Genomic DNA, 25,946 nt, shown 5'->3' on the forward strand with positions numbered 1-25,946 from the left:
TAGCGCGCGGTACTAGCGCCGTCGGCCGACTACCCTCGAACCATGGGCAGGGTCACCGATACCGCGCGGATCCGCACCGTCCGGGTGCGCGACGGCAGGCTGTACGCCGGGCGCAAGGGCGACCACGTCGCCGTCGAGGAGCCACTGGACATCCGGCTCAACGGGCAGCAGCTGTCGCTGACCATGCGCACCCCCGGCCACGACGTCGAGCTGATCCACGGCTTCCTGCACGCCGAGGGCCTGATCCGCTCCCGCGAGGACGTGGCCGAGGCGCGCTACTGCGACGGTGCCGTGGTCGACGACGCGAGCGGGTTCGCGCAGAACACCTACAACGTCATGGACTTCACCACGACCCGGCCGCAGCTCCTGCCGCTGGTCACGAAGAACTTCACGACCACGTCCGCGTGCGGGGTGTGCGGGGCGGAGAGCATCCAGGCGGTGCGCCGGAAGGGTCGCTTCGAGCTGTCCGACGAGTGGCAGGTCGACCCGCGCACGATCCTCGCCGCCGCCCGCTCCCTCGATGACCAGCAGGCCGTCTTCGCCCGCACCGGCGGGGTGCATGCCGCGGCGCTCGTGGACCTCGAGGGGAACCTGCTGGTGGTCCGCGAGGACGTGGGCCGGCACAACGCCGTCGACAAGGTGATCGGCTGGGCGCTGCTCGAGGACCGCCTGCCGTTGCGGGACGTGTTCCTGCTCGTCTCCTCGCGCGCCAGCTTCGAGATCGCGCAGAAGGCTTACATGGCCGGGATCCCGCTCCTGGCCTGCGTCTCCGCCGCGAGCTCCCTCGCCGTCGACACCGCGGCCGAGGTCGGCATGACCTTGGTGGGCTTCACCCGCGCCGGTGAGGACGGCGACGGCCGGATGAACGTCTACACCGGCGAGCACCGCCTCGACCTCGCGGCCGCGGAGGGCTGACCGGGCCGGGCCCCACGTCAGTTCCGGGTCAGATTCTGAACCACTTCTGCCGCGATAGTGGTTCGGAACCTGACCGTAGTCGGCACGGCTCGGCTCGGCTCGGCTCGGCTCGGCTCGGCTCGGCTCGGCTCGGCTGGGCTGGGCTGGGCTGGGCTGGGCCAGTCGAGCCGGGCCAGGCGTCGCGATGCTTCCTCCCCATCGCAGGTCATCCACAGCGGCGCCCTGGGGCACGCCTCGTGCGTCGCCGTTCCCTACGGTCGGCGCCATGACGAAGCCGCTCGAGAGGTTCGCCCGCCTGCTTCTCCACCGCAGCAGGTGGTTAGCCCTCGGATTCCACTCGCGGGATCTGGCGTCCTCGCGCTTCACCACGGTGTTTCCTGGCTACCTCACTCCCGCGGAGGATCCGGCGCTCGTCAACGCCATGGGGTGGGTGCTGCAGAACCAGGTGATCCCCGGGTCGGTGCTCAGCCATTCGACCGCGGCGCTGCTCCTGGGCGTCCCGATGCCCCTGGCGCTCGACGACGGAGTGGATGCTCTGCGCGCCGGCGCACACGTCGGCCCCGATGGGCTGGAGCGGATCCCCTCGCTGCTCCCCGGGGCCTCGCTCGACGACGGTGCTCGACTGCCGCTCCTGCACGCTCGGGTCGAGCGAGGCGGGACATCGGGCGTGTCGCGGGGAGCGGTCGTGCACCGCATGCAGCCCGGACCGACGGTGACCCGTGGAGAGCTCACGCTCTCGGCACCGTCGGAGGTGCTGCGCGAGATCGCGACGATGATCCCGCTCTGGGACCTGGTCGCCGCCGTGGACGGCGTGCTCGGGCCCGAGCTGAAGCATCTGGGCGAGACGCCTGCCACGCTGGCGGCCGCGCTGACCGAGGTGAAGGGCCTGCATGGCACTCCCAGGGCGCTGGAGGCTCTCCGTCTCGCCCGGCGCGGAGTGCGGTCCCCGGGTGAGACGATTTTCCGACTGCTGCTGGTCAGAGCCGGACTTCCTGAGCCTGCCATCAATCTGCCGGTGCTCGATCCCCTGACGGGGCGGAGGCGTGAGATCGATCTGGCCTGGGAGGAGATCGGGCTCGGGCTCGAGTACGACGGGGACGGGCATCGCCTCGCCAAGGGTGCGTGGCGCGCTGACGAGCAGCGCCGCGACGAGCTCGCCTCACAGGGGTGGACCCTCAGTCGGGCCAACGGCGGCGATCTCTTCCGGCCGACGCGAATCCTGCTCCGGCTGCGGCGCACGCTGTCGGAGCGCGGCGTTCAGGTTCCCGACGAGACCGAGATCCGGCGGGTGGTCGCGGAGGTCGGCGAGCTCGGGCTCACGACCCGCATCGCCCGCCGCCAGTGGTGATCCCGCAGCGGCACGTGCGCGCTCGACTCCCCGGCGAGTAGGGCCAAGTTCTGAACCACTTCGGGCCCAAAAATGGTTCAGAAGCTGGCCCGAATGGGTGAGCGGGCCGCGGCGCCCGCCGGGTCAGCCGAGTGCGAGGAGCGCCGTGGCCGTGACCTCGTCGAGGACGAGGTTCGTGGCCACGCCTGCGCGCAGGGCGGCACGCAGCGGCGGGGCCTTGCGGGAGCCGGAGGCGATGAGCAGCCGGCGTGGGATGCGGGCGAGGCGGTCCGGCGCGGTGCCGGAGCCGCGGGCGTTCATGGCGATGTCCCGGAAGGTGCCGTCTGCCCGCAGGAAGACGGTGCAGGCGTCGCCCACCGCACCGTCCGCCCGCAGGGAGCGGAGGTCGGCGTCGGTGAGGTAGTTGTGGGTGTAGACGTGACTGGGGACCTCGGCGTCGAAGGCGCCCACGCTGAACACTGCGACCGTGGCCTGCGCCTGCGTCTCGAGCACGCGCTGCACGGAGCGCTCTCGCCACATCGCCTCCCGGGTCGCGGGGTAGTCGAAGAAGGCCGGGACGGGGAACTGGTGCACGGTGGCGTCCCAGCGCTCGGCGGCGCGGGCGAGGACCGTGGAGATGTAGGTCAGGCCCGTCCCCTCGACGTTGATCGCGCCGTTGAGCTGGACCACCCGCAGCCCGGGCACCGGCCGCGGGCGCACCGCCCCGAGCAGCGCCGCGACGGTGGTGCCCCAGGCGACGCCGAGGGTGCCGCCCGGCTCGAGCATGTCGTCGAGCAGTTCCGCGGCGGTGCCGACGACGGAGGCGAGGCGGTCGCGCTGGTCGCCGTCGGGCGGCCCGGGCACCACGTGGACCCGTACCCCGTGCTGGCGGGTGATGCGCCGGGCGAGCTCGCCGACCCGGTGGGCCTCCGGCGGGCGCAGCGTGATGTCCACGAGCCCCTCCGCGCGGGCGTCGCGCAGCATGCGCGAGACCGTCGAGCGCGAGACCTCGAGCTCCCCGGCGATCGACTCCATCGTGCGGCCGTGGTCGTAGTACATCCGTGCAGCGGTGAAGAGCTCCTCGAGCCGGGAATCGCGCGACATGGCGCCAGTGTTGCACGTTCGTGCAGCCAGCTTGCGTCGCACTGCACGCCCGTCCCAGGATGTGCCCCGACCCCGCCGTGAAGCGCGCGACGGGTCCCCGCCCGCCAGCGGGGACGTCAGGAGCCGATGCGAAGGAGCAGCCCGTGCCCGATCAGCAGCGATCCGCCCTCACCCCCGAGGGCCGCGCGACCCATCTCGACCGCCTCCGCGGCGCGACCGCGGACAGCCCCCTCGACGTGCTCGTGGTCGGCGGCGGCGTGAACGGGGCGGGCGCCGCCTTCGACGCCGCGACCCGCGGCCTCTCCGTCGGCCTCGTCGAGTCCCACGACTGGGCCTCCGGCACCTCCTCCCGCTCCTCGAAGCTCATGCACGGCGGCCTGCGCTACCTGCAGATGCTCGACTTCAAGCTCGTCGCCGAGGCGCTGCGCGAGCGCGACCTGCTGCTCGAGCACACCGCCCCGCACCTGGTCAGGCCCATCAAGTTCGTCTTCCCCTTTTTCAAGAAGGTCATCGACCGCGGCTTCATCGGCTCCGGCGTGATGCTCTACGACGCCATGCAGTCCGTGGGCCGCAAGCGCGCCGTCCCCTTCCACCGCCACCTCCTGCACCAGAAGATGCTCGAGGTCTTCCCGGCTCTCGACGGCGAGAAGGCCGTCGGCGCACTCGAGTACTACGACGCGCAGATGGACGACGCCCGCTTCGTCATGATGCTGGTGCGCTCCGCCGCGCAGCACGACGCCGCCGTCGCCAACTACACCACCGTCATCGACTACCTCCACGAGGGCGAGCGCGTCATCGGCGCCCGGGTGCGGGATGAGGAGAGCGGCGAGGAGTTCGACGTCCACGCCCGCACCACCATCCTCGCCGGCGGCGTCTGGACCCAGGAGCAGCAGGAGCTCGCCGGGGCCGGGGCCGGCCTCGAGGTGCTCGCCTCCAAGGGCATCCACATCTCCGTCGCCCGCGACCGGATCCCCGCCGTCCCCGACACCGGCATCATCACCCAGACCGAGAAGTCGGTCCTGTTCATCATCCCGTGGGACGAGTACTGGGTCATCGGCACCACCGACACCCCCTGGACCCAGGACCCCCGCGCCGTGGGCGCGACCTCGGACGACATCGACTATGTGCTCGAGCACGCCAATGCCGTGCTGAAGGACGACCTCACCCGCGAGGACGTCATCGGCGTCTACTCCGGCCTGCGGCCCCTGCTGCAGCCGGTGAAGAAGGGCGGGGACAAGGGCTCGACCAAGGTCTCCCGCGAGCACACCGTCATGGAGGTCGAGCCGGGGCTCAGCGCGATCGCCGGCGGCAAGTACACGACCTACCGTGTCATGGCGGAGGACGTCGTCGACTTCGCGCTCCGCGACCTCGAGCCGGAGCGCCCGAGCCTGACCCGCTCGATCCCCGTCATCGGGGCCCAGGGCTACGGCGCGCTCGTGCGCGACAAGGCGGAGATCGGCCGACGCCACGGCTTCGACGACGTCCGCGTCGACCGGCTCCTGTTCCGCTACGGCAGCCTGCTCTCCGACGTCCTCTCCCTGATCGACGCGGACCCCTCGCTCGCGACCCCGCTCGAGCACGCCCCCCGCTACCTGCGTGCCGAGGTCGTGTACGCGGTGCGTGCCGAGGGTGCCCGGCACCTCGCCGACGTGCTCGAGCGCCGCACCCGTCTCGACTACGAGGTGCGCGACCGCGGCGTCGCGGCGGCCGACGAGATCGCCGCGCTGGTCGGCGCCGAGCTCGGCTGGGACGAGGCGACGCGCGAGGGCGAGGTGAGCACCTACCGCGAGTACATCGCCGCGCGGCTCGCCGGCGAGACGACCCGCAGCGACGACGAGGCCGCGGCCCGCATCGCGACCGCCGCGGAGGTCCCCGGCCGCCGCTGACCCTGAGCTCCTCCCGGCCGTCATCAGGCCGGGAGGTCCGTCCGACGGCGATTCCGCCTTCGGACCACCCGTCGGCGATCCCGCCGTCGGACCACGGGCGGGCACGCTCCCGCCCTCTCCCCCCACTGGATGCCACCGGTCCCGCAGCGCAGCGGGGCCGCTCGACGAGGAGGCCCCATGGCAACCATCTTTCTGTACGAGATCGCCGGCACGGCGATGCTCACCCTGCTCGGCGGCGGCGTCGTCGCCAACGCGATCCTGGGCAAGACCAAGGGCAACGGCGGCGGCTGGCTGCTGATCAACTTCGGCTGGGGCCTCGCGGTCTTCGCCGGCGTCTACGTCGCCTACAAGTCCGGCGCGCATCTGAACCCCGCGGTGACCCTGGGCCTGCTGGCCAGCGGTGCCGAGGAGTACGGGCCCGGCATCGCCGTCGGCGTCGGCAGCACGATCGCGTACCTGCTGGCGGAGGTGATCGGCGCCTTCCTCGGCGCGGTCGTCTGCTGGCTCGCCTACAAGACCCACTACGACCAGGAGCAGGACGCCGGCACCATCCTCGGCACCTTCTCCACCGGCCCGGAGATCCGTTCCTACGGCTGGAACCTGGTCACCGAGATCATCGCGACTTTCGTGCTCGTGCTCGTGATCATCATGTTCGGCGCCACGCCGAGCGGGCTCGGCCCGCTGGCCGTCGCGCTGCTGGTCGTCGGCATCGGCGCCTCCCTCGGCGGACCCACCGGCTACGCCATCAACCCCGCCCGTGACCTCGGTCCCCGCATCGCCCACGCGATCCTCCCGATCCCGCACAAGGGCGGCAGCGACTGGGGCTACGCGTGGGTGCCGATCGTCGGCCCGATCATCGGCGGCGTGCTCGCCGGTCTCGCGAGCCTCGCCCTCTGACCCCCGTTCGGACAGCGCCCGCCCCCGGGCCAGGGCTGTCCGGCACTATGAACCCATCACCCGTTCATCCCGACGAAGGAGTTCCGATGACCGACTCTCCGCAGTACATCCTCTCGATCGACCAGGGCACCACCTCGACCCGTGCGATCGTCTTCGACCATGCCGGGCAGATCGTCGCCACCGGGCAGAAGGAGCACGAGCAGATCTTCCCCAAGTCCGGCTGGGTCGAGCACGACCCGAAGGAGATCTGGAAGAACACCCGCGACGTCGTGGGGCAGGCGCTCGTGAACGCCGAGATCAACCGGCACCAGCTCGCCGCCGTCGGCATCACCAACCAGCGCGAGACCGCGGTGGTGTGGGACAAGAACACCGGGGAGCCCGTCTACAACGCGATCGTCTGGCAGGACACCCGCACTCAGAAGATCTGCGACCGCCTCGCGGGCGACGAGGGCGCCGACAAGTACAAGGAGCGCGTGGGTCTGCCGCTCGCGACCTACTTCTCCGGCCCCAAGGTCGCCTGGATCCTCGAGAACGTCGACGGCGCCCGCGAGAAGGCCGAGGCCGGGGACCTGCTCTTCGGCAACACCGACTCCTGGCTGGTGTGGAACATGACCGGCGGCACCGACGGCGGCGTCCACGTCACCGACGTCACCAACGCCTCGCGCACCATGCTCATGAACATCGACACCCTCGACTGGAACGAGGACATCGCCGGCGACATGGGGATCCCGCTCTCCATGCTCCCCGAGATCAAGTCCTCCTCCGAGGTCTACGGCCACGGGCGCAAGAACGGGCTGCTCATCGACACCCCGATCGCCGGCATCCTCGGCGACCAGCAGGCCGCGACCTTCGGCCAGGCCTGCTTCGAGATCGGCATGGGCAAGAACACCTACGGCACCGGCAACTTCATGCTGGTCAACACCGGTGAGGACCTCGTGCGCAGCGAGAACGGTCTGCTCACCACCGTCGCGTACAAGATCGGCGACAACAAGCCCGTCTACGCCCTCGAGGGCTCGGTCGCGGTGACCGGCTCGCTCGTGCAGTGGATCCGCGACAACCTGGGCCTGATCAAGAGCGCCCCGGAGATCGAGGAGCTCGCCAAGCAGGTCGACGACAACGGCGGCCTGTTCGTGGTCCCGGCGTTCTCGGGCCTGTTCGCCCCGCACTGGCGCTCCGACGCCCGTGGCGTGATGGTGGGCATGACCCGCTTCCACAACAAGAACCACATCGCCCGCGCGGTGCTGGAGGCCACGGCCTTCCAGTCCCGCGAGGTGCTGGACGCGGCGATCGCCGACGCGGCCTCCGAGGGCGTCGAGCTGACCGAGCTCAAGGTCGACGGCGGCATGGTCATGAACGAGACGCTGATGCAGTTCCAGGCCGACATCCTCGGCGTGCCCGTGGTGCGCCCGAAGGTCATCGAGACCACGGCGCTGGGCGCCGCCTACGCGGCCGGCATCGCCGTCGGCTACTGGGAGGGCGAGCAGGACGTCATCGACAACTGGGCCGAGGACAAGCGCTGGGAGCCCCAGATGGACGAGGAGACCCGCGACCGCTACATGCGGCTGTGGCGCAAGGCCGTCGAGCGCACCCTGGACTGGGTCGACGACGACACCGACGCGCTGTTCGGCTGACCCCGCTTCATCCCAGGCCCCGCCCCGCCTGACCCCGGGCCCACGCTGTCCTACGTGTCGGTGACACTCGTCTCACCGACACGTAGGACAGCGTGGGCCCGCCTGTTCGCCGACGACGACGCGGCGGGTGCGCAGCGGGGGCGCGGCAGGGGGCGCGGCGGGTGGCGCGGTGAGGGCGCAGCGGAAGGTCGCGCCGGGGGAGAGGCCGCGCCAGCGCCGAGGAGGGCGTACCCTCGAGGGCCCCTGCCCCCTGCTCCCTACCTCGAGAACCCTTTCCCTGTCCCCGGGCCCGCTCGTCGCCGTGAGCGGCGAGTCCGTGCGCCCCCTCCCCGGAGATCGGAGCCCCCTCATGGATCTCGTCTTCAAGCTCATCGCCCTGGCGATCTACTTCGGAGCGATGCTCGGCATCGGACTGTACGCCTTCCGCAAGACGACGGACGGCGAGGACTACATGCTCGGCGGCCGCCAACTCCACCCCTTCACCGCCGCGCTCTCCGCGGGCGCCTCGGACATGTCCGGCTGGCTGCTCATGGGTCTGCCCGGCGCGCTCTACATGAACGGCCTGGTCGAGGCGTGGATCGCGGTGGGACTCACCGTCGGCGCCGGACTGAACTGGTTCTTCGTCGCCCCGCGCCTGCGCCAGTACACGCAGATCGCGAGCAACTCGATCACCGTGCCGAGCTTCTTCGGCAACCGCCTCCATGACCGCACGAACATCCTGCGGATCGCGGCCGGCGTGATCATCCTGGTGTTCTTCACCTTCTACGTCTCCTCCGGCATGGTCGCCGGCGGCGTGTTCTTCCAGTCGATGTTCGGCGGCCCGTATCTCACCGGAATGCTCCTGGTGGCGGGCGTGACCATCCTGTACACCCTCTTCGGCGGGTTCCTCGGCGCGAGCTACACCGACGTCGTCCAGGGACTGATCATGCTCGTCTCGCTGATCATCGTCCCGGTCACCGCGATGTTCGTGGTGGGCGGCCCGGGCGCCATGTTCGAGTCCGTGCGGCAGGTCAACGCGGACTTCGGCTCGATGACCGCGGGCGCCACGGCGGTGGGCGTCATCTCCTCGCTCGCCTGGGGCCTCGGCTACTTCGGCCAGCCGCACATCATCGTCCGCTTCATGGCGCTGCGGTCCTCGCGCGATGCGAAGTACGGCCTCGTCGTGGGCATGAGCTGGATGGTCCTGTGCGTTCTCGGCGCCATCTTCACGGCGCTCGCGGGCCTCGCCTACTTCCAGCAGAACGGTCCCGAGCTGCTGACCGATCAGAAGAACGGCGAGTCCGTCTTCCTGGACCTCTCGCAGATGCTGTTCCACCCGCTGATCGCGGGCGTGCTGCTGGCCGCGGTGCTCGCCGCGATCATGTCCACCATCTCCTCGCAGCTCATCGTCACCAGCTCGGCCCTGGTCGAGGACTTCCTCGGCGGGATCGGGATGCGGCTGTCCGCGACGGGGAAGCTCTGGGGCGGACGGATCGGCGTGCTCGCCGTGTCGATCATCGCGCTGATCCTGGCCCTGAACCCCGAGAGCTCGGTGCTGGCCTTGGTCGCCTTCGCCTGGGCGGGCTTCGGCGCGGCCTTCGGCCCGATCGTGCTGCTGGCCCTGTTCTGGCGCCGGCTCACGGCCGCCGGGGCGGGCGTCGGCATGATCGTCGGTGCCGTGGTGGCCTTCGTCTGGGGGCAGTTCCGGCCCGACGTCGACTGGAACCTCTTCGGCGGCGATCACCTCTATGAGATCGTGCCCGGCTTCGCGGTGTGCCTGATCCTCGCGGTCGTGGTCAGTCTCGTGACGCCCCGGCCCTCGGCCCAGGCGATGCGCGAGTTCGACGCGATGGAGGCGTCGCTCGCGACCGGCGAGATCGCGGAGGAGAAGACGGCCGACGCCGTCTGATCCGACGGCGGGTCGCCGGTCGGCGGCCCGGCGGTCGTCCCTCAGCCGCCGAAGATGGTCTCCGACGCGCCGCCCCGGACGCCCGGGGCGGCGGTGAACAGCGAGCCCGCCTGCGGGTCGTCGTCGGCCGACAGCCCCTCGCGGCTCGTCGTGATGAACAGCGTCGAGCGGTCCGCGCCGCCGAAGGTGCAGGCCGTTACCTGGCGCGCCCCGACCTCGATCCGCTCGGCCACCGCACCGCTCGCCTCGAGGCCCAGCACCTGCGAACCGCCGAACATGGCGACCCACACGTTGCCCTCGGCGTCGAGGGTGAGGCCGTCGGGGTGGCCCTCCTGGGTCACGAGGTCGGCGAAGGGGCGGCGCTCCACGAGACCGGCCTCGTCGTCCCAGTCGAAGACGTCCACGCGTCCGCTCGGGGTGTCGACGTAGTAGGCGTGCGCGCCGTCCTCGGTGAAGGCGAGGCCGTTCGAGATGGTGAGCCCCCCGAAGAGGCGGGTGGTGGTGCCGTCGGGCAGCAGCCGCCACATCGCCGCCGCGCCACGCGCCTGGTCATAGCCCATCGAGCCGCACAGGAACGAGCCGTCCGGGGCGACCGCTCCCTCGTTCATCCGGATCGGGCCGTCCCACAGCGGGGGCAGCGCGGTGACGGTGCCGTCCGCATCCTCCAGGCCGAAGCCCTTCTCGAGCGCGAGCACGGCTCCGCCGCTGGTCGCGGGGCGCACGCAGGCGACGACCCGGCTCGGGGTCGGCCGACGGTGGACGGTGCCGCCGGCGTCGAGGTGCATCACGTCCCCGGCCAGCATGTCCACCCAGCGCAGGCCGCCCCAGTCCTCGGACCAGTAGGGGCCCTCGGCGTGGTAGCAGATCGGGTCGGTGAGGCGGTCGGCATGCATGGCGGCTCCTTCGCGCGGGGACGGGCGGGGTCCACGGTACGGGGCCGACGGGGAGCGCGGCGCGGGCTGGCACGTGGCGGACGGGGGCGAGGAGGACGGGCGGGCCGGCTGGCGGGGCGCGGACAGGGGGAGGGGAGAACGGTCGGGTTGGCGCGGGCCCGGGGCGTCGAGCGGCAGGACGCGGGTGATGCGAGCTGCAGATATGCGCAGCTCGCATCACCGACGTCCCGCTCCCGCACCGGTGACACGCCCGCACCGGAGCGGGGGACGGTGCGACCCGCCGCCCGCAGCAGGCCGCGGGCGAGCACGGCCGCGGCGTCCGCGTCCCCGGCGGCCTCCCGCGCTCCTCCTGTGTCCAGCTTTCCTCCCGCGCTCCTTCCCCGCATCTACCGCCCCGCATCCTCCTGCAGCCGCGCGAGGGCGTGGGCGACCGGGAGCGTCGCGGGGTAGAGGTCGCGGAACTGCCCGTACAGCTCCTCGTAGAGCGGGCCGAGCGCCGGGTCGGGGTCGAGGCGGGCGACCGTCGGGTTCCAGCCCGAGGTGTCCAGGCCCAGCACGCCCGCGGCGGCGAGCCGGGCCGAGCCGTAGGAGGCGCCGACGGTGTCGCGCGGGATCCGCTGCGGCACCCCGGTCACGTCGCTGACGATCTGCGGCCACAGGGGGTCCCGCGCCCCGCCGCCCGCCACGGTCATCTCCCGCACGGGCACCCCCGCCGCGGCGAGCTCCTCGACGTGGTGGCGCACCCCGAAGGCCGCCGCCTCGAGCGCCGCCCGGTACAGGTCGCCGCGGGTGTGGGACAGGGTCAGCCCGGCGAGGACCCCGCGGGCGGACGGATCGTGCATGGGGGAGCGCTCCCCGGCGAAGTACGGGAGCATCAGCAGGCCGCGAGCCCCCGGGCCGCTCTCCTGCGCCTCGGCGAGGAGGGTCGGGACGTCGGCTCCGCCGGTCAGCTCGCGCAGCCAGCCGGTGATCGCGCCCGACGACGCCATCCCGCCGCACAGGGTGTGGGTGCCCGCGGCGAGCCCGGCGGTGGGCCACAGCGTGCGGCTCGGCCGCGGCTCCGTCGTCAGCGCGACGAGGAAGGTCGTGGTCCCGTACATGAGCATGACGTCGCCCGGCGCGGTCGCGCCGACGCTGAGCGCCTCCGACCAGGCGTCGAGGGTGCCGGTGATGACGGGTGTGCCCGCCTCGATCCCCGGCAGGCGCGCCGCGACCGCGGGGAGCACGGCGCCCGCGCGCTCGCCCGCCCAGCGCAGGGTCGGCAGCTCGATCCCGGGGGCGATGCGCTCGGCCCAGGGCCGGTGCCAGTCCGCGGTCGTCGGGTCGTACAGCGGCGCGACCAGGCTCGCGCTCACCCGGTCCATGACGTACTCGCCCGTGAGGCGGAAGGTCAGGTGCGAGCTGGGCATGAACAGCCGCGACGCCCGGGCGTAGGCCTCCGGCTCGTGCTCGGCGACCCAGGCGATCTTCGGACCGGCGGCCTGACTCGAGAGCACGCAGCCGGCGCGACGCAGGATCTCCTCCTCGCCGAGCTCCGCGGTGATCCGCCGGATCTGCGCCTCGGCGCGCGTGTCGACCCCGTAGAGGATCGTGGGCCGCACGGGCGTGCCGTCGACCGCGGCGAGCAGCACGCACGGACCCATCCCGGAGACGCCGATCGCCTCGATGCGCACGTCCCCCGGGGCGGTCAGCTCGCCGATCAACGCGACGGCCTCCTCCCACCAGACGTCGGCCGAGAGCTCGACGTGGCCGGGGGCCGGGCGCTGGACCGCGTGGTCGCGGGCGGCGCTGCGCAGCACCTGTCCGTCGGGGCCGACGAGGACGGCCTTGCTGCTGGAGGTGCCGATGTCGAGTCCGAGCACCGCGCCGTCGCGATCCGCCATCGACCAGCCCTTCCCTCCGTCGTCCCGTCCCCGGGCGGCGGGCCGTCCGTCCCGCTCCGTCGCGCCCTCATCCTGCCAGGCCCGGGAGAGGGGCGCCGAGCGGAGCGCCTGGAGGCGCGGCGCTGTCGGCCGGGGGTGCCGAGCGGTGCGCCTGGCACTCCGCGGACCGCCGCCCGCTCCGCGGCGACGCGGGCATGGCATCCTGTCGAGGTCCGGACGGGGACGCCCGTCGAGCGACCGGAGAGGGGCGGACGTGCTCGAGACCCACATGGACCTGCAGCTGCTGCATCGGGCGGCGTCGGCGTACTACCTCGACGACCTGCGGCAGGCGGAGGTCGCCGAGAAGCTCGGGGTCTCGCGGCCGACGGTCTCCAAGCTGCTCACCGAGGCGCGCCGCATCGGCATGGTCCGCTTCGAGGTGCTCGACATCGCCGGACCCGACCTGGCCGACCTCGAGACGAGGCTGCGTGAGCACCTCGGCGTGGAGCGGGTGCGGATCGCCCCCGGCGACCAGGTGCAGCGGGAGTTCCGCGGTATCGGCGACCTGCTCGCCGAGGAGCTCGTGCGCCTCGACCTGACCCCGGGCGAGGTGCTGCTGGTGTCCTCGGGCAAGACCACCCATGCGGTCGCCCGGATGCGCGGACTGCCCGCCCTCCCGGGAGTGCTGGTCACGCCGACCATCGGCGGTCAGCAGGAGCGCGACCCGGCCTTCCAGACCAACGAGATCGTGCGGGAGCTCGCCTCGGGCACCCGGGCCGAGCCCCGCTTCATCTTCGCCCCGGCGCTGCCGAGCCCGAGCCTGTGGCGGGAGCTGCAGGCCGACCCCAGCTTCGTCGAGATCACCGATCTGTGGGCGCGGGCCCGCGTCGTGATCACCGGCATCGGCGCCCCCTACCTGCGGCGGGAGTCGCTCACCTCGGTGGTGCCGCGGGAGGACCCGGGGTTGCGGAGCGCGGTGGGGGACGTGTGCCTGTACTTCTTCGACGTCGACGGGGAGCAGGTGCCGTACCCGGGGTCGGACCGCCTCGTGCGGCCCTCGCTCGAGGTGCTGCGCGGGATCCCCGAGCGGCTGGCGCTCGCGGCCGGCCGGGAGAAGGCCCCGTCGATCGTGGCCGGCGCGCGCACGGGGATGTTCTCGACGCTGATCACGGACGTGCCCACCGCCGAGGCCATCCTCGCCGACTGAGCCCGACGGCGCGACCGGCCGACGGCGCGACCGGCCGACGGCGCGACCGGCCGACGGTGCGACCGGCCGACGGCGCGCGGGAGTCGGCGGCGTCGACCCGGGCCGCCTCGCGGCGGGCCTCGGGAGCCCGCGCTCCGGCAGATGCCGCGCGCCCACCACAGGAACATTTGTGCTTGACGAATGTTCTCACTGCTCCGTAGGGTCGATCCCGACGCGCCGCGGACCCGTCGGCCGTCGCTCGACCGAGGCAGGCGGCGCAGCCGCCGGAACGTATCGAAGGAGATGTGTCGCCGATGAGCGAGACCCTGAAGGCCGAGAACCCGCAGACCGAGACCTCCCGGTCCATGAAGGCCGTCGTCATGCACGCCCCCGAGGACTACCGCCTCGAGGAGCGCCCCGTGCCGGTGCCCGCCGCCGACGAGCTGCTGATCCGCGTCGAGGCCGTCGGCGTCTGCGCGAGCGACCTCAAGGCCTACGCCGGCGCCGCCAAGTTCTGGGGCGACGAGAACCGCGACCGCTGGGTCGAGCCCGGCATCATCCCCGGTCACGAGATCACCGGCACGGTCGTCGATGGCTCCGAGGAGGCGCTCGGCCACCACGGCGTCTCCGTCGGCGACCGCATCGTCGTCGAGCAGATCGTCCCCTGTGGCGAGTGCATGTACTGCCGGCGCGGCTGGTACTGGATGTGCGCGCCGCACGACATGTTCGGCTTCAAGCACTACCACGGCGGCATGGCCGAGTTCATGATCGTCCCCCAGCTCGCGCGGGCCCACCGGATCTCGGCGGACATCGCGCCGCAGCACGCCGCCTACGCGGAGCCGTTGTCCTGCTCGCTGCACGCCGTCGAGCGCGCCGAGATCCAGTTCGACGACGTGGTCGTCATCGCGGGCGCCGGCCCCATCGGCCTCGGCGCGATCATCGGCGCGAGCCACAAGAGCCCCAAGCTCGTCATCGCCCTCGACTTCGACGACGACAAGCTGGCCCTCGCGAAGAAGTGCGGCGCCGACCTCACCCTGAACCCCTCGAAGGTCGACATCTACGAGGAGATCCGGGCCCTGACCGGCGGTTACGGCGCCGACGTCTACATCGAGTGCACGGGCCACCCGAGCGCCGTGGGGCAGGGCCTGAACCTGCTGCGCAAGCTCGGCCGCTTCGTCGAGTACTCCGTGTTCAAGGAGAACGTCTCCGTGGACTGGTCGATCATCTCCGACGACAAGGAGCTCGACGTGCGCGGCGCCCACCTCGGTCCGCACACCTGGCCCGCCGCCATCAAGATCATCGAGTCCGGCGTGCTGCCCCTCGACGAGATCTGCACCCACCAGTTCGGCCTCGCCGACTTCCAGCAGGCCCTCGACAAGGTCGCGGACTCCGCCGGCTCCTCGGTGAAGGTCTCCATCCTCCCCGGTCGCTGAGCCGCGACGAGCGGACCACGACCCGCCGACCCCCGTCGGCCCCCGATCGTCCCGACCCCCGTCGGCCGCGATCCGCGATCCGCACAACCGGGACGGGCGACGCACCACCGCGCGCCGTCGCCCGTCCCGCGTCTCTCCCCCTCGCACACAGGAGTGCACCCATGAGCGCCGCCCCGTCCACCGCCCACGCCGGAGCCGCCGTCCCCGCGGCCGGCTCCGCCCAGGAGACCGTCCTCGACCGTCTCGGCATCCCCCACGCCCTCCGCTGGGGCTTCCTCGGCGTGCTGGTTTTCATGACCGGCAACGGCGTCGAGACCAACTTCGTCTCCCCGCACATGGCGAACGTCTTCGGCGGCGGCGACGCGATGATCAACCTCGCCGCCACCGTCATCACCTGCTACTCGCTCGCCGCGCTGATCGGCTCCTACCTCGCCGGAGCCCTCTCGGACCTGTGGGGTCCGCGGCGGGTGATGCTGCTCGGCGTCGTCGTGTGGGTCGTCTTCCAGGCCGCCTTCGTCGGCGCCCTCGCGACCGAGTCGGTGCCGCTGATCTTCGGCGCCTACGCGCTGCGGGGCTTCGGCTTCCCGCTGTTCGCCTTCGCCTTCCTGGTGTGGATCAACGCCGTGGTGCCGAAGGAGCGCAACGGCGCCGCCGTCGGCTGGTTCTACGTGATGTTCACCGGCGGCATGCCGACGATCGGCTCGCTCGTCGCGATCGGCCTGATCCCCGCCTTCGGCGGCGGCCTGTTCGGCGAGCGCTGGGCCATGATCGCCTCGACCGCGATCGTCGTGGCCGGCTTCCTCATCGCCCGCTTCGGGGTGCGCGAGGAGCACGGAGACCGTCGCCTGGCCCCGGCCGGCGAGTCCGCCCAGCAGGTCATCCTCTCCGGGGTGCGCCTCGCCGCGACCAACAGGCGCGTGCTCATGGGCTTCCTGACCCGCCTGATCAACACCGCCCCGCAGTTCGGCATGTTCATCATCCTGCCCACCGTGATCGCCGAGACCCTCGGCTGGGGGCAGAGCCGCTGGCTGCTCATGACCTCGGTGATCTTCGCGGGCAACATCCTGTTCAACGCCGCCTTCGGCGCCCTCGGCGACCGCATCGGCTGGACCACCACGGTGCGCTGGTTCGGGATCGTCGGCTCCGCCATCGGCCTGCTGCTGTGGTGGTACGTGCCGCACTGGGTGCCGGCCGGCTCCGACTGGGGCTTCGCCGTCGCCGTCACCGCGGGCACCGTCTTCGGCATCCTGCTGGCCGGCTTCGTGCCGCTCGGCGCGATCATGCCCGCGCTCGCCCCCGACCACAAGGGTGCCGCGATGGCGATGTACACGACCGCCGCGGGCGGCGCGACCTTCCTCGGCTCGGCCGTCGTCGCGATCGTCCGTCCCTGGGGCGGCGACGTGGGCGTGGTCTGGGCGTTCGTCGCCCTGTACGCGCTGGCCTTCCTCATGACCTTCGCCCTGAAGGTCGAGCAGCCCCGCGTCGGCAAGAAGGACATCCCCGCCGCCGCGGCCTGATCCCGCCGCCCCCTGACCGACCCACCCGAAGGAGTCCGACATGACCACCTCGACACTGTTCGACCTCACCGGCCGCACCGCCCTCGTCACCGGCGGCGCCAAGGGCCTCGGCCTCGCCATGGCGCGCGGCCTCGCCCAGCACGGCGCCCCGATCGTGCTCGCCGACATCGACGACGCCACCGGCGAGCAGGCCGCGCAGGACCTCGCCGCCGAGACCGGCGTCAGCGTCACCTATCGACACCTCGACGTCACCGACCAGGCCATGGTCGAGGAGGTCGTCGCCGCGCTCGACGCCGAGGTGGGAGGGATCGAGATCCTGCTCAACAACGCCGGGCGCACCATCCACCACCCGCTCGAGGACGGTGACGGCGAGAAGTGGCGCGCCGTGATGACCCTCAACCTCGACGGCGTCTACCACGTGCTCTCCGCCGTGGGCCGGCGCATGCTCGAGCGAGGCCGCGGCAGCATCATCAACACCGGCTCCATGAGCGGCATCATCGCCAACGTCCCCCAGACCCAGGCCTCGTACAACGCCTCGAAGGCCGCGGTCCACAACCTCACCCGCTCCGCCGCGCTCGAATGGGCCTCCCGCGGCGTGCGCGTCAACGCGATCGCCCCCGGCTACATGCGCACCGAGCTGACCCGCGGCTTCTACGAGAAGGGCGGCGAGCAGATCGACATCTGGAACGCGATGACCCCGATGTCCCGCCCCGGCGAGCCCGAGGAGCTCGCGGGCGCCGCGGTGTACCTCGCCTCCGACGCGTCGAGCTTCGTGACCGGCTCGATCCTGTCGATCGACGGCGGGTACACCGCCGCCTGAGCCCCCGGTCGGCCGACGGGGTCCGCCCCGTCGGCCGGCCTGCCCGCGCCCGACCCCGCCGATCCGGAGACCTCGATGACCTACCTGTTCGATGACCCCCAGACCTTCCCCGCCGACGCCGTCGAGGGCCTCGTCGCCGCCCACCCCGAGGAGCTCGTGCGCGTGCACGGCGGCGTGGTGCGGACGAGGCGGACGCCCGCCGGGCAGCCCGCCCTCGTCGTCGGTGGCGGCTCCGGCCACTACCCGGCCTTCGCCGGCTGGGTCGGGCCCGGCTTCGCCCACGGCGCGCCTTGCGGGAACATCTTCTCCTCGCCGTCCTCCGACCAGGTCTACTCGGTTGCGAGGAACGCCGAGAACGGCGGCGGCGTGATCCTCGGCTTCGGCCACTACGCCGGGGACGTGCTCCACTTCGGCGTCGCCGCGTCGATGCTGCGCGCCGAGGGCATCGACGTGCGCATCGTCGCGGTCAGCGACGACGTGGCCTCCGGCCGCGAGGGCGAGCACCGCGACCGCCGCGGCATCGCCGGCGACCTGCCCGTCTTCAAGGTCGCCGGGGCCGCGATCCAGGGCGGCGCCGACCTCGACGAGGCCGAGCGCCTCGCCTGGAAGGCCAACGACGCGACCCGCTCCCTCGGCGTCGCCTTCGACGGCTGCACCCTCCCCGGCGCCGAGGACGCTCTCTTCCACGTCCCCGAGGGGCGGATGGCGATCGGCCTGGGCATCCACGGCGAGCCCGGCATCGACGAGCAGGACATGCCGAGCGCGAAGGAGCTCGCGAGGATCCTGGTCGACGGGGTGCTCGCGGAGACCCCGGAGCTCGACTCGCCGCGGGTCGCCGCGGTGCTGAACGGCCTCGGCACCGTGAAGTACGAGGAGATGTTCGTGGTGTGGAAGCACGTCGCCGCGCTGCTCGGGGAGGCGGGTCTGACGATCGTGCGCCCCGAGGTCGGCGAGCACGTGACCAGCCTCGACATGGCGGGGCTGTCCCTGACCGTGATGCGCCTGGACGAGGAGCTCGAGCAGCACTGGCTCGCCGCCGCCGACGCCCCCGCCTTCCGACGCGGCGGCACCGTCGGAGGCGACCTCGGGGTGGAGCGCGGCGAGCTGTACACGCCCGGCGAGGACCCGATCCCCGAGGCGTCCGCCGAGTCCCGGGAGTCCGCGGCGCGGATCGCCGGGATCCTCGCCGACGTCGAGGCGCTGCTCGTCGAGCTCGAGCCCGAGCTCGGCCGGATGGACCAGGTCGCCGGCGACGGCGACCACGGCCAGGGCATGGTGCTCGGCGCGCAGGCCGCGCGGGCGGCGGCCGATCGGGTCGTCGCGGCCGACGGCGGTGCGCGCACGGTGCTGGTCCAGGCCGGCGCCGCGTGGTCGGCCGAGGCCGGCGGCACCTCCGGCGCGCTCTGGGGCGCGGCGCTGACCAGCCTCGGCTCCGCTCTCGCCGACGACGCCGCCGTCACCGGGGCGCAGCTGCTCGGCGGGCTCGTCCAGGCCGTCGAGGCGATCGAGCGGCTCGGCGGCGCGACCCCCGGCGACAAGACCATGGTCGACGCGGCGGCGCCCTTCCGCGAGGCGATCTCGCTGGCCCAGGCCGGGGGCGCCGAGGGCGGGGACGGCCCGGCCGCCTCCGTCTCCCGCACCCTCGCGACCGCGGCCGTCCGTGCCGTCGAGGGAGCCGAGGCCACCGCCGACATCGCCGCGACCAAGGGCCGCGCCCGAAACCACGGCGACAAGTCCGTGGGCACTCCCGACCCCGGCGCGGTCTCCTTCTCGAAGATCGTCACGCTGCTGGGGGAGAAGCTCGGCGGGTGAGGAGGATGGGGGCTTGGGCGGCGTCGGCCGGGGTCGGCCGGCCCGTCTGGCCCCGCCCCACTGCGCACCCGCCTCGTCCCGCCGCCTGTCCTCGTCCTGCTGGCCGCCCCCGAGCCGCCCTCCCTCGCCCCGCCCGCCTTCCTACCGCCCAACCTCGTCCTGCCGAGCGCTGTGGGGTGTTTTTTTTTCCCCCTTCTCCCCCCCATGGTTTCTGAGAAAGCAAACAATACCCTCTTCTTGCCGATCGTTGTGACCTGTTCCCAAACCACTTTCGGCCCGATAGTGGTTCAGAAACAGGCCACAGTCGCCGGTCGACCTCACGCCGACCTCACTGCCCACCTCTCTCGAAGGAGACACTCATGGCTCTCACCATCGTCACCGGATCCGACAACGCCGGCCACGGCCACAAGACCGCCCTCACGGCACTCCTCGAGCAGGACCCCCGCGTCGAGAAGGTCATCGACGTGGGCGTCCTCTCCCGGGAGGACCAGGAGCTCTACCCCAACGTCGCCGTCGCCGCCGCGGAGAAGGTCGCCGCCGGGGAAGCCGACCGGGCCCTGCTGATCTGCGGCACCGGCCTGGGCGTCGCCATCGCCGCGAACAAGGTCTCCGGCATCCGCGCCGTCACCGCCCACGACCTCTACTCCGTGCAGCGCTCCGTGCTGTCCAACAACGCGCAAGTCCTGTGCATGGGTGAGCGGGTCATCGGGCTCGAACTCGCCAAGGAGCTCGTCAAGGTGTGGCTCGACCTCGAGTTCGACCCGACCAGCAGCTCCGCTGAGAAGGTCGACGCCATCTGCGCCTACGACGGGTCGCTGGAGAAGTGACCTCGGCCGGCCTGGCCTGTCCACGAACGGGACGTGAGCGGCACCAGACCTGCATATAGCAGGCCAGCTGCCGCTCACGTCCCGTTGACGGACACGGCCGCACCGGGCTCCTCCCGGTCACCGGCCCCGCCGGCCATCCAGCCCGTGCAACCACGGTCACCTCGGCCCAGGCACCCCAGTCGACCCCAGCCCGCCGACCCCCTACTCGACCAGTGCCTTCCCCCGTTGCTCCGGGAGGGTGAAGGCCGCGGCGGCGGCGAGGGCGAAGGCGGCGGCGAACACGGCGAAGGCGAGCAGCTGGCCGCCGCCGACGATCAGCACCGGCACCATGAACGGCGCGATCAGCGAGGCGATGCGGCCGAAGCCCGCCGCGGCGCCCGTGCCGGTGCCGCGCACCGAGGTCGGGTACAGCTCCGGGCCGATCGCATACAGGGCGCCCCACGCGCCGAGGTTGAAGAAGCTCAGTGCGCAGCCGGCGGCGATGATCATCGGCTCGGAGTCGGCGAGGCCGTAGGCGATGGCGGAGAGCGCCGAGCCGGCGAGGAAGATCGTGAGGGTCCAGCGTCGGCCGAGCTTCTCGATCAGCCATGCCGCGGCCGCGTACCCGGGGATCTGGGCGATCGTGATGATGAGCGTGAAGGTGAACGACTTCGTGAGGTCGAATCCGCGCTCGACCAGCAGCGTCGGGATCCAGATGAACGCCCCGTAGTACGACAGGTTGATGCAGAACCACACCACCCACAGCCCGGCGGTCCGCGCCCGCAGGGCACGGGACCAGATCCCGCCGACGGGCTCCGCCGCGGTGCCGCCGACCGCTCCGCTGGGACCGTCGGCCCCCGCCACCGCCCCGCCCGGCTCGACCCCCGCGGAGGCCTCGAACTCGCGGACCACCCGCTCGGCCTCCTCGACGCGGCCCTGCTTCTCGAGGAAGCGCACGGACTCCGGCATGCCGAGCCGCACCACGAGCGAATAGAGCGCGGGGACCATGCCGATCGCGAGCGCCCACCGCCAGCCGCTCGGCCCGGACGCGGCGACGAAGGTGCCGATCACGGCGGCGAGGATCCAGCCCAGCGCCCAGAACGCCTCGAGCCACACGATCACGCGACCGCGGATCCGCTTCGGCGCGAACTCGCTCATCAGCGTCGAGGCGACGGGCAGCTCGGCGCCGAGCCCGAGCCCCACCACGAAGCGCAGCACGATCAGCACCGCGATCCCGCCGGCGAGGGCGGAGGCGCCCGTGGCCAGGCCGTACACCAGGAGGGTGAGGGCGAAGACGGAGCGTCGGCCGATCCGGTCGGCGAGCAGCCCGCCGAGCGTGGCCCCGATCGCCATGCCTGCGAACCCGGCCGAGGCGATCAGGGAGCTCTCGCCCTTGCCGATCTCCCAGTGCACGGTGAGCGCGGCGATGACGAAGCTGACCAGCCCCACGTCCATCGCGTCGAGCGCCCAGCCGATGCCGGACGCGCCGAGCATCTTCCCGTGCTTGCGGGTGAAGGGCAGCCGGTCCAGCCGCTCGGAGCGGGTCAGGGGCCGACGGGAGGTGGGGGCGGTGGTCATGCGCAGCTCCAGGGGGACGCGTCAGGAGGTCGATCTCGGGGGAGGGACCGGCACATCATGGCGCACTCCCGCCCCCGCGGGGGAATCTCGGGCCAACGCGCGACCGCCCGCTCAGTGCGCCGTCAGGTCCGCGACCGCCTCGCCGCGCAGCACGGCGAGACCGCGCCGGGCCCGCGCCGCGCCCCAGGGGCTCAGCAGGTGCAGCTCGGACTCCTCGGCGAGCATCCAGCCGTCGAGCTCGGCGGCCTGCGGCACGATGTCCGCCTCGAGCTGCGCCGCGGGGACCACCCCGCCGTCGAACAGGAAGTGCACGCCCATCGGGGCGGAGCGGACGGCGCTCGATGGCATCCAGTCGGCCGAGAGCAGGCGACCCACCTCGATCTCGAGCCCCAGTTCCTCGCGCACCTCGCGGCGGGCGCACTCGCGGGCGTCCTCGCCGGGGTCGACACCTCCTCCGGGCAGCAGCCAGTGGTCGCGGTAGTTCGGTTTCTCGATGACCACCCGGTCGTGCTCGTCGCGCAGGATCACGGCGCCGGAGGTGATGACCTTGGGGAGGGAGGCGAAGTAGGCGGGGTCGGGCAGGAGGCGGGCCATGGCGCCCATCGTGTCACCGCAGGGCGGTGAACCGCAGAGGCGTTCCGGGGACCGCCTGCGCGAGCACGTCCAGCCCGCGCCGGTCCGCGACCCCGATCACGGGGTAGCCGCCGGTGGTGGGGTGGTCGGGTCCGAACACGACCGGCAGGCCCGACGGCGGGACCTGCACCGCGCCGAGCATCATCGCCTCGCTCGGGAGCGCGCCGATCCCCTCCGGCAGGGGGAGCGGCGTCCCGTCGAGGCGCACCCCGACGCGGTTGGAGTCCGCCCGCACCCGCCAGGGGTTCTCGAGCAGCGCGCGCACCGCCTCGGCACCCAGCAGACGGTCACGCGGTCCGAGCCGCAGCGGGATGGTGAGCGCCTCGCCCGCCGTCTCGCCCGCCCCGGTGGCCACCTCGGCCGACGCCGTCGCGCCGCGCGGCACCGCGTCGAGACCGTGGTCCGTGCCGATCAGGAGCACGTCGCCGGGGTCGAGGGCCCCGGGGCCGAGGCCGGAGAGGGTGTCGGCGGCGAGCGAGCCGAGCACCGCGCCGGTCACGGCGCCGTCGGCCCGTCGCACCCCGCCGAGCCCGCCGCGCACCGCGACCGTGACTCGCAGCCCGGAGAGCACCGGGCCGATCTCGATCTCGTCCCCCTCCTCGAGGGCCACGGCGCGCTCGCGGGAATCGGCGGCCGCGAGCGACTCGCCGCGTACCGCCTGCCGACGGTGGGCGAGCACCAGCGGGGCGGCGGCCCCGGAGATCGCGAGGGTGACGGGGGCGAGGGCGCGCAGCCGCAGCGGGCCGACGAGCATCTCCAGCGCTGCCGCCTGCGGGGGATTGCCGACGGCGAGGTTGGCGCCGGCGAGGGCCGCCCGGTCGAAGGCGCCGGAAGGGCTGACGCCGATGGCGGCGCGATGGGGTCGGCCGAGGTCCTGCAGCAGGGTGAGGGGTCCGGCGTCGAGCACCTGCAGCAGGGGGCGAGGTACGGCGGCGGGTCGTTGACCGGAGCGGCCCGTCCCCGACGCTCCGGTCCCCGGCGTGCGGTGCCGGATCCGCGCGGGCACGGCCGACGCCTCCTGGCGCGCTCGGGCCAGTGCCTGTCCGGCGCGGGAGCGGATGAGCGAGTCGGTGAGCTGATCGGCGACCGCCCCGGCGGCATGGACGGTCTCGACGACGGTCTCGGCGACCTGCTCGCCGACCCCGGTCGCCCCGGAGACCGCGCGCTCGCCGGCCGATCCGAGCACGCCGCCGACGAGCACCCCGCCGGCCAGGGCGCCGCCCGCGAGCAGCCGGCTCCGCAGTGGCACGAAGCGCACCCGGGTGCCCGGCGCGAGCAGTGCGGGCGGGGTGCGGCCCGCGTCGAAGAGCACGGTCTCGGTGCGGCCGATCAGCTGCCAGCCGCCGGGAGAGGAGCGCGGGTAGATGCCGCAGTAGCGGGAGGCCAGGCCGATCGCGCCCGCGGGTACGGCGGTGCGCGGCTCGGTACGGCGCGGCACCTCCCACGGCGGGCCGACGGGGTCCGGCCGCGCGGCGTCGGCCATCTGCTGGTGGTCGGCCGTCGGCCCCACGTCGGCCGTCGACTGCCGGTCGGCCGTCGGCAGCAGATAGGCGAATCCCGGCGCGAAGCCGCCGAACGCCGCCACCCACTCGGTCGCGGAGTGCGCGTCGACCAAGGCCTCGGGGCTGAGGCCGAGCAGCTCCGCCACCTCCGGCAGGTCCTCGCCGTCGTACACCGCACCGATCTCGACCACGTCGCCCGCGGTCTCGTCGGGCCGGGCGACGGGCAGGTGTCGCAGCAGCGCCTCGAGGGCGGGCAGGTCCCGGGCGGCGTCGCCGGTCAGCAGCACGGTCCGCTCGGCGGGGACGAGGTCCCGGAGAAGGGGCGGGTCGAGGCGACGGCAGGCGGCGACCGCGGCGAGCACCGCGGCCGTGTCCGGGTACTCGGCCAGCAGCGCCGCCTCCCCGGCCCGGTGCACCCGCAGCGGGGCGGGCAGGTACCGGGTCTCGAGCGTCCCCTCGGGGCTCGACTTCACAGCGCTGCCTCGAGCCGTACGCCGGCCGCGGTGAGCCGATCCCGCACCGCGCGGGCGAGCGCCACCGCCCCCGGGGTGTCCCCGTGAAGGCAGAGGGTGCGCACGGGCAGGTCGAGGAGGGAGCCGTCGGCCGCCCGCACCCGTCGCTCCGCGGCGATCGAGAGCGCCTGCGCGAGCACCGCGTCCTCGTCGGCGAGCACCGCGCCCGGCTGCGTCCGGGGCACGAGCGTGCCATCGGGGAGGTAGGCGCGGTCGGCGAAGCCCTCGAGCACCACGGCCACCCCCGCCTCCTCGGCGAGCCCGGCGACGACCGCTCCCGGCGCGGCGACCAGCGGCAGCTCGCCGCCGAGCTCGACGAGGGCCCGCACCACCGCCGCGGCCTGCGCCGGGTGATGGGCGAGGGCGTTGTAGAGGGCGCCGTGGGGCTTCACCCCGCGCACGCTCGTGCCCTCCGCGCGGGCGATCGCGGAGAGCGCCCCGACCTGCGCGATCACCAGATCGGTGAGCTCGTCGGGGGCGATGTCGAGGAAGCGTCGGCCGAAGCCCTGCAGATCCGGGTAGGCGACGTGCGCCGTGAGCGCGACCCCGTGCGCGACCGCCGCCCGACAGGCGGCGCGCATGGTCGACGGATCCCCGGCGTGCCCACCGCAGGCAACGTTCGCGGTGGTCACGACCTCGAGCAGCGCAGCGTCATCGCCCATCGACCAGGCGCCGAAGCCCTCGGCGAGATCGGCATTGAGGTCGAGCACGGCGGCGGTCATGCGGGGCGGCTCCTTGGGCGGCGGGTGGTTCCGGAGGCCGTCGGACCTCCCCGACCATTGTCAGTCCCCGCGCGCCGGGCCGATAGTGTCGCGGGATGGAGCCGCGCCCCGCCGACCCGCCCGCCCCGAGCCGATCCGCCCCTGCCGAGCCGCCGCTCGCGATCATCCCCGGCCGGGTTCCCGACCTCCCGGCCGGGCTCGGCGAGGCGAGCGATCCCGAGGCCCCGCTGCCCTTCGCCCGCGAGGACGTGCTCGCCGCCGAGGAGCTGCTGACCAGCACCGACGATCGGCCCGAGCCGGTCCTCGTGCTCACCGACGAGCAGCTCGTGGCCCTCGAGGGCCACGCCCGTCGCCAGCACACCGCGACCCCCTGGATCCGCGAGCACTCCGAGCAGCGCACCCTGCTCGCCGGGTCCGCGCTGCGCGGGCTGCTCGCCGACGGCCGCGTGCGCCGGGTCCGGGAGGACGCCACCGGGCGGGTGCTCTGGCAGGCCGAGCCGCAGCTCGCCGCCTGCCTCGTGCTGCGCCGCACCGCCCCACGCTTCACCACCGCCGAGCGCACACGCGAGACCACCGCCGGGGTCGAGGTGGACCGCGTCCACCACTACGCCCATGCGGGCGGGGTCCTCGAGGAGGAGGTCACGGCCGAGGGGATGCACCGCTTCACGATCCTCCGCACCGAGCAGGTGCCCGACCGTCTGCTGCGGCTGTGGGACCCCGAGGGCGTCGCCGGGCCGACGGGCGACCCGGTGGTGCTGCGGATCTCGGCGCTCGACAGCTCGCCGCTCGCGGCCGCGCTCGCCGCGACCCGCGCCATGACGCTCGTGACCGTGGCCGCGGCGGCCGAGGACGCCGTGCACCAGGCGAGCCTCTACGCGACCGGTCAGGAAGTGCTGGTCATGGAGGTGCTCGACCCGGCCGCGGACGATCCGCACCTCGAGTTCCGCCGCGTCGACGCCGTCGATCTGCGCGCCCTCGCCGCGGTGCTCGTGGGCGGCGGCCCCGCGGACGACCGCTGATCG

20 protein-coding genes are annotated in these 25,946 nt (G+C 73.2%); 13 read left to right on the plus strand and 7 right to left on the minus strand.

Features of this window, described 5'->3' with window-relative positions; translation table 11 throughout:
* The first annotated feature begins 42 nt into the window (after positions 1 to 42).
* A complete protein-coding gene (gene fdhD / locus V1260_RS07085) occupies positions 43 to 915 on the plus strand; it encodes a formate dehydrogenase accessory sulfurtransferase FdhD (RefSeq protein ID WP_329746111.1) in 873 nt (290 codons plus the stop codon).
* Positions 916 to 1,180: 265 nt separating this feature from the next.
* Positions 1,181 to 2,263, plus strand: coding sequence for a hypothetical protein (locus V1260_RS07090; RefSeq protein ID WP_329746112.1), 1,083 nt, complete (start codon positions 1,181 to 1,183; stop codon positions 2,261 to 2,263).
* A 123-nt stretch (positions 2,264 to 2,386) separates the two neighbouring features.
* On the opposite strand, the gene V1260_RS07095 is transcribed toward V1260_RS07090, so the two are convergent.
* Complete coding sequence (locus tag V1260_RS07095) at positions 2,387 to 3,346, minus strand: sugar-binding transcriptional regulator (protein ID WP_329746113.1); 960 nt, start codon at positions 3,344 to 3,346, stop codon at positions 2,387 to 2,389.
* Positions 3,347 to 3,489: 143 nt separating this feature from the next.
* Here V1260_RS07095 and V1260_RS07100 point away from each other — a divergent pair, with 143 nt between their 5' ends.
* The 4 genes from V1260_RS07100 (at position 3,490) to putP (ending at position 9,648) form a co-directional block, all read left to right on the plus strand.
* Positions 3,490 to 5,232 (plus strand): glycerol-3-phosphate dehydrogenase/oxidase, encoded by a 1,743-nt coding sequence (locus V1260_RS07100; protein ID WP_329746114.1) that lies wholly within the window; start codon positions 3,490 to 3,492, stop codon positions 5,230 to 5,232.
* A gap of 177 nt (positions 5,233 to 5,409) precedes the next feature.
* A complete protein-coding gene (locus V1260_RS07105; RefSeq protein ID WP_329746115.1) occupies positions 5,410 to 6,129 on the plus strand; it encodes an MIP/aquaporin family protein in 720 nt (239 codons plus the stop codon).
* 86 nt (positions 6,130 to 6,215) lie between these two features.
* On the plus strand, positions 6,216 to 7,760 hold the full coding sequence (glpK, locus tag V1260_RS07110; protein ID WP_329746116.1) for a glycerol kinase GlpK: 1,545 nt from the start codon (positions 6,216 to 6,218) through the stop codon (positions 7,758 to 7,760).
* Positions 7,761 to 8,109: 349 nt separating this feature from the next.
* Positions 8,110 to 9,648, plus strand: coding sequence for a sodium/proline symporter PutP (gene putP / locus V1260_RS07115; RefSeq protein ID WP_329746117.1), 1,539 nt, complete (start codon positions 8,110 to 8,112; stop codon positions 9,646 to 9,648).
* A gap of 41 nt (positions 9,649 to 9,689) precedes the next feature.
* Here putP and V1260_RS07120 read toward each other — a convergent pair whose 3' ends face one another.
* Positions 9,690 to 10,541, minus strand: coding sequence for an SMP-30/gluconolactonase/LRE family protein (locus V1260_RS07120; RefSeq protein WP_329746118.1), 852 nt, complete (start codon positions 10,539 to 10,541; stop codon positions 9,690 to 9,692).
* Positions 10,542 to 10,927: 386 nt separating this feature from the next.
* Positions 10,928 to 12,424, minus strand: a complete 1,497-nt coding sequence (locus tag V1260_RS07125; RefSeq protein WP_329746119.1) for an FGGY-family carbohydrate kinase — start codon at positions 12,422 to 12,424, stop codon at positions 10,928 to 10,930.
* Between the two features lie 253 nt (positions 12,425 to 12,677).
* On the opposite strand from V1260_RS07125, the gene V1260_RS07130 reads away from it, so the two are divergent.
* The 6 genes from V1260_RS07130 to V1260_RS07155 all read left to right on the plus strand — a co-directional run bounded on the left by V1260_RS07130 (position 12,678) and on the right by V1260_RS07155 (position 19,998).
* The gene (locus tag V1260_RS07130) at positions 12,678 to 13,610 is read left to right on the plus strand and encodes a sugar-binding transcriptional regulator (protein WP_329746120.1); all 933 of its coding nucleotides are present in this window, start codon (positions 12,678 to 12,680) and stop codon (positions 13,608 to 13,610) included.
* Between the two features lie 293 nt (positions 13,611 to 13,903).
* Positions 13,904 to 15,022 (plus strand): zinc-binding dehydrogenase, encoded by a 1,119-nt coding sequence (locus tag V1260_RS07135; RefSeq protein WP_329746121.1) that lies wholly within the window; start codon positions 13,904 to 13,906, stop codon positions 15,020 to 15,022.
* 161 nt (positions 15,023 to 15,183) lie between these two features.
* A complete protein-coding gene (locus V1260_RS07140; protein WP_329746122.1) occupies positions 15,184 to 16,539 on the plus strand; it encodes an RbtT/DalT/CsbX family MFS transporter in 1,356 nt (451 codons plus the stop codon).
* A gap of 40 nt (positions 16,540 to 16,579) precedes the next feature.
* Positions 16,580 to 17,359: an SDR family oxidoreductase gene (locus V1260_RS07145; protein WP_329746123.1), complete on the plus strand. Its 780-nt coding sequence runs from the start codon at positions 16,580 to 16,582 to the stop codon at positions 17,357 to 17,359.
* Between the two features lie 75 nt (positions 17,360 to 17,434).
* A complete protein-coding gene (locus V1260_RS07150; protein ID WP_329746124.1) occupies positions 17,435 to 19,171 on the plus strand; it encodes a dihydroxyacetone kinase family protein in 1,737 nt (578 codons plus the stop codon).
* A 359-nt stretch (positions 19,172 to 19,530) separates the two neighbouring features.
* Complete coding sequence (locus V1260_RS07155) at positions 19,531 to 19,998, plus strand: ribose-5-phosphate isomerase (RefSeq protein WP_329746125.1); 468 nt, start codon at positions 19,531 to 19,533, stop codon at positions 19,996 to 19,998.
* 201 nt (positions 19,999 to 20,199) lie between these two features.
* Here the strand turns inward: V1260_RS07155 and V1260_RS07160 are convergent, their stop codons facing one another.
* The 4 genes from V1260_RS07160 to V1260_RS07175 form a co-directional block, all read right to left on the minus strand.
* Positions 20,200 to 21,555 carry an MFS transporter gene (locus V1260_RS07160; protein WP_329746126.1) on the minus strand — a complete coding sequence of 452 codons (1,356 nt, stop codon included), beginning with the start codon at positions 21,553 to 21,555 and terminating at the stop codon, positions 20,200 to 20,202.
* Positions 21,556 to 21,666: 111 nt separating this feature from the next.
* Positions 21,667 to 22,149, minus strand: a complete 483-nt coding sequence (locus tag V1260_RS07165; RefSeq protein WP_329746127.1) for an NUDIX domain-containing protein — start codon at positions 22,147 to 22,149, stop codon at positions 21,667 to 21,669.
* Between the two features lie 13 nt (positions 22,150 to 22,162).
* Positions 22,163 to 24,163 (minus strand): carboxyltransferase domain-containing protein, encoded by a 2,001-nt coding sequence (locus V1260_RS07170; protein ID WP_329746128.1) that lies wholly within the window; start codon positions 24,161 to 24,163, stop codon positions 22,163 to 22,165.
* On the minus strand, positions 24,160 to 24,924 hold the full coding sequence (locus V1260_RS07175; protein WP_329746129.1) for a LamB/YcsF family protein: 765 nt from the start codon (positions 24,922 to 24,924) through the stop codon (positions 24,160 to 24,162). Before V1260_RS07175 ends, V1260_RS07170 begins: the two co-directional genes overlap by 4 nt.
* Positions 24,925 to 25,019: 95 nt before the next feature.
* Between V1260_RS07175 and V1260_RS07180 the strand changes: the two genes are divergently transcribed.
* Complete coding sequence (locus V1260_RS07180; RefSeq protein WP_329746130.1) at positions 25,020 to 25,943, plus strand: hypothetical protein; 924 nt, start codon at positions 25,020 to 25,022, stop codon at positions 25,941 to 25,943.
* The last annotated feature ends 3 nt before the right edge of the window (positions 25,944 to 25,946 follow it).

Origin of the sequence: Brachybacterium sp. J144 (assembly GCF_036321705.1) — a bacterium.
GTDB lineage: Bacteria > Actinomycetota > Actinomycetes > Actinomycetales > Dermabacteraceae > Brachybacterium.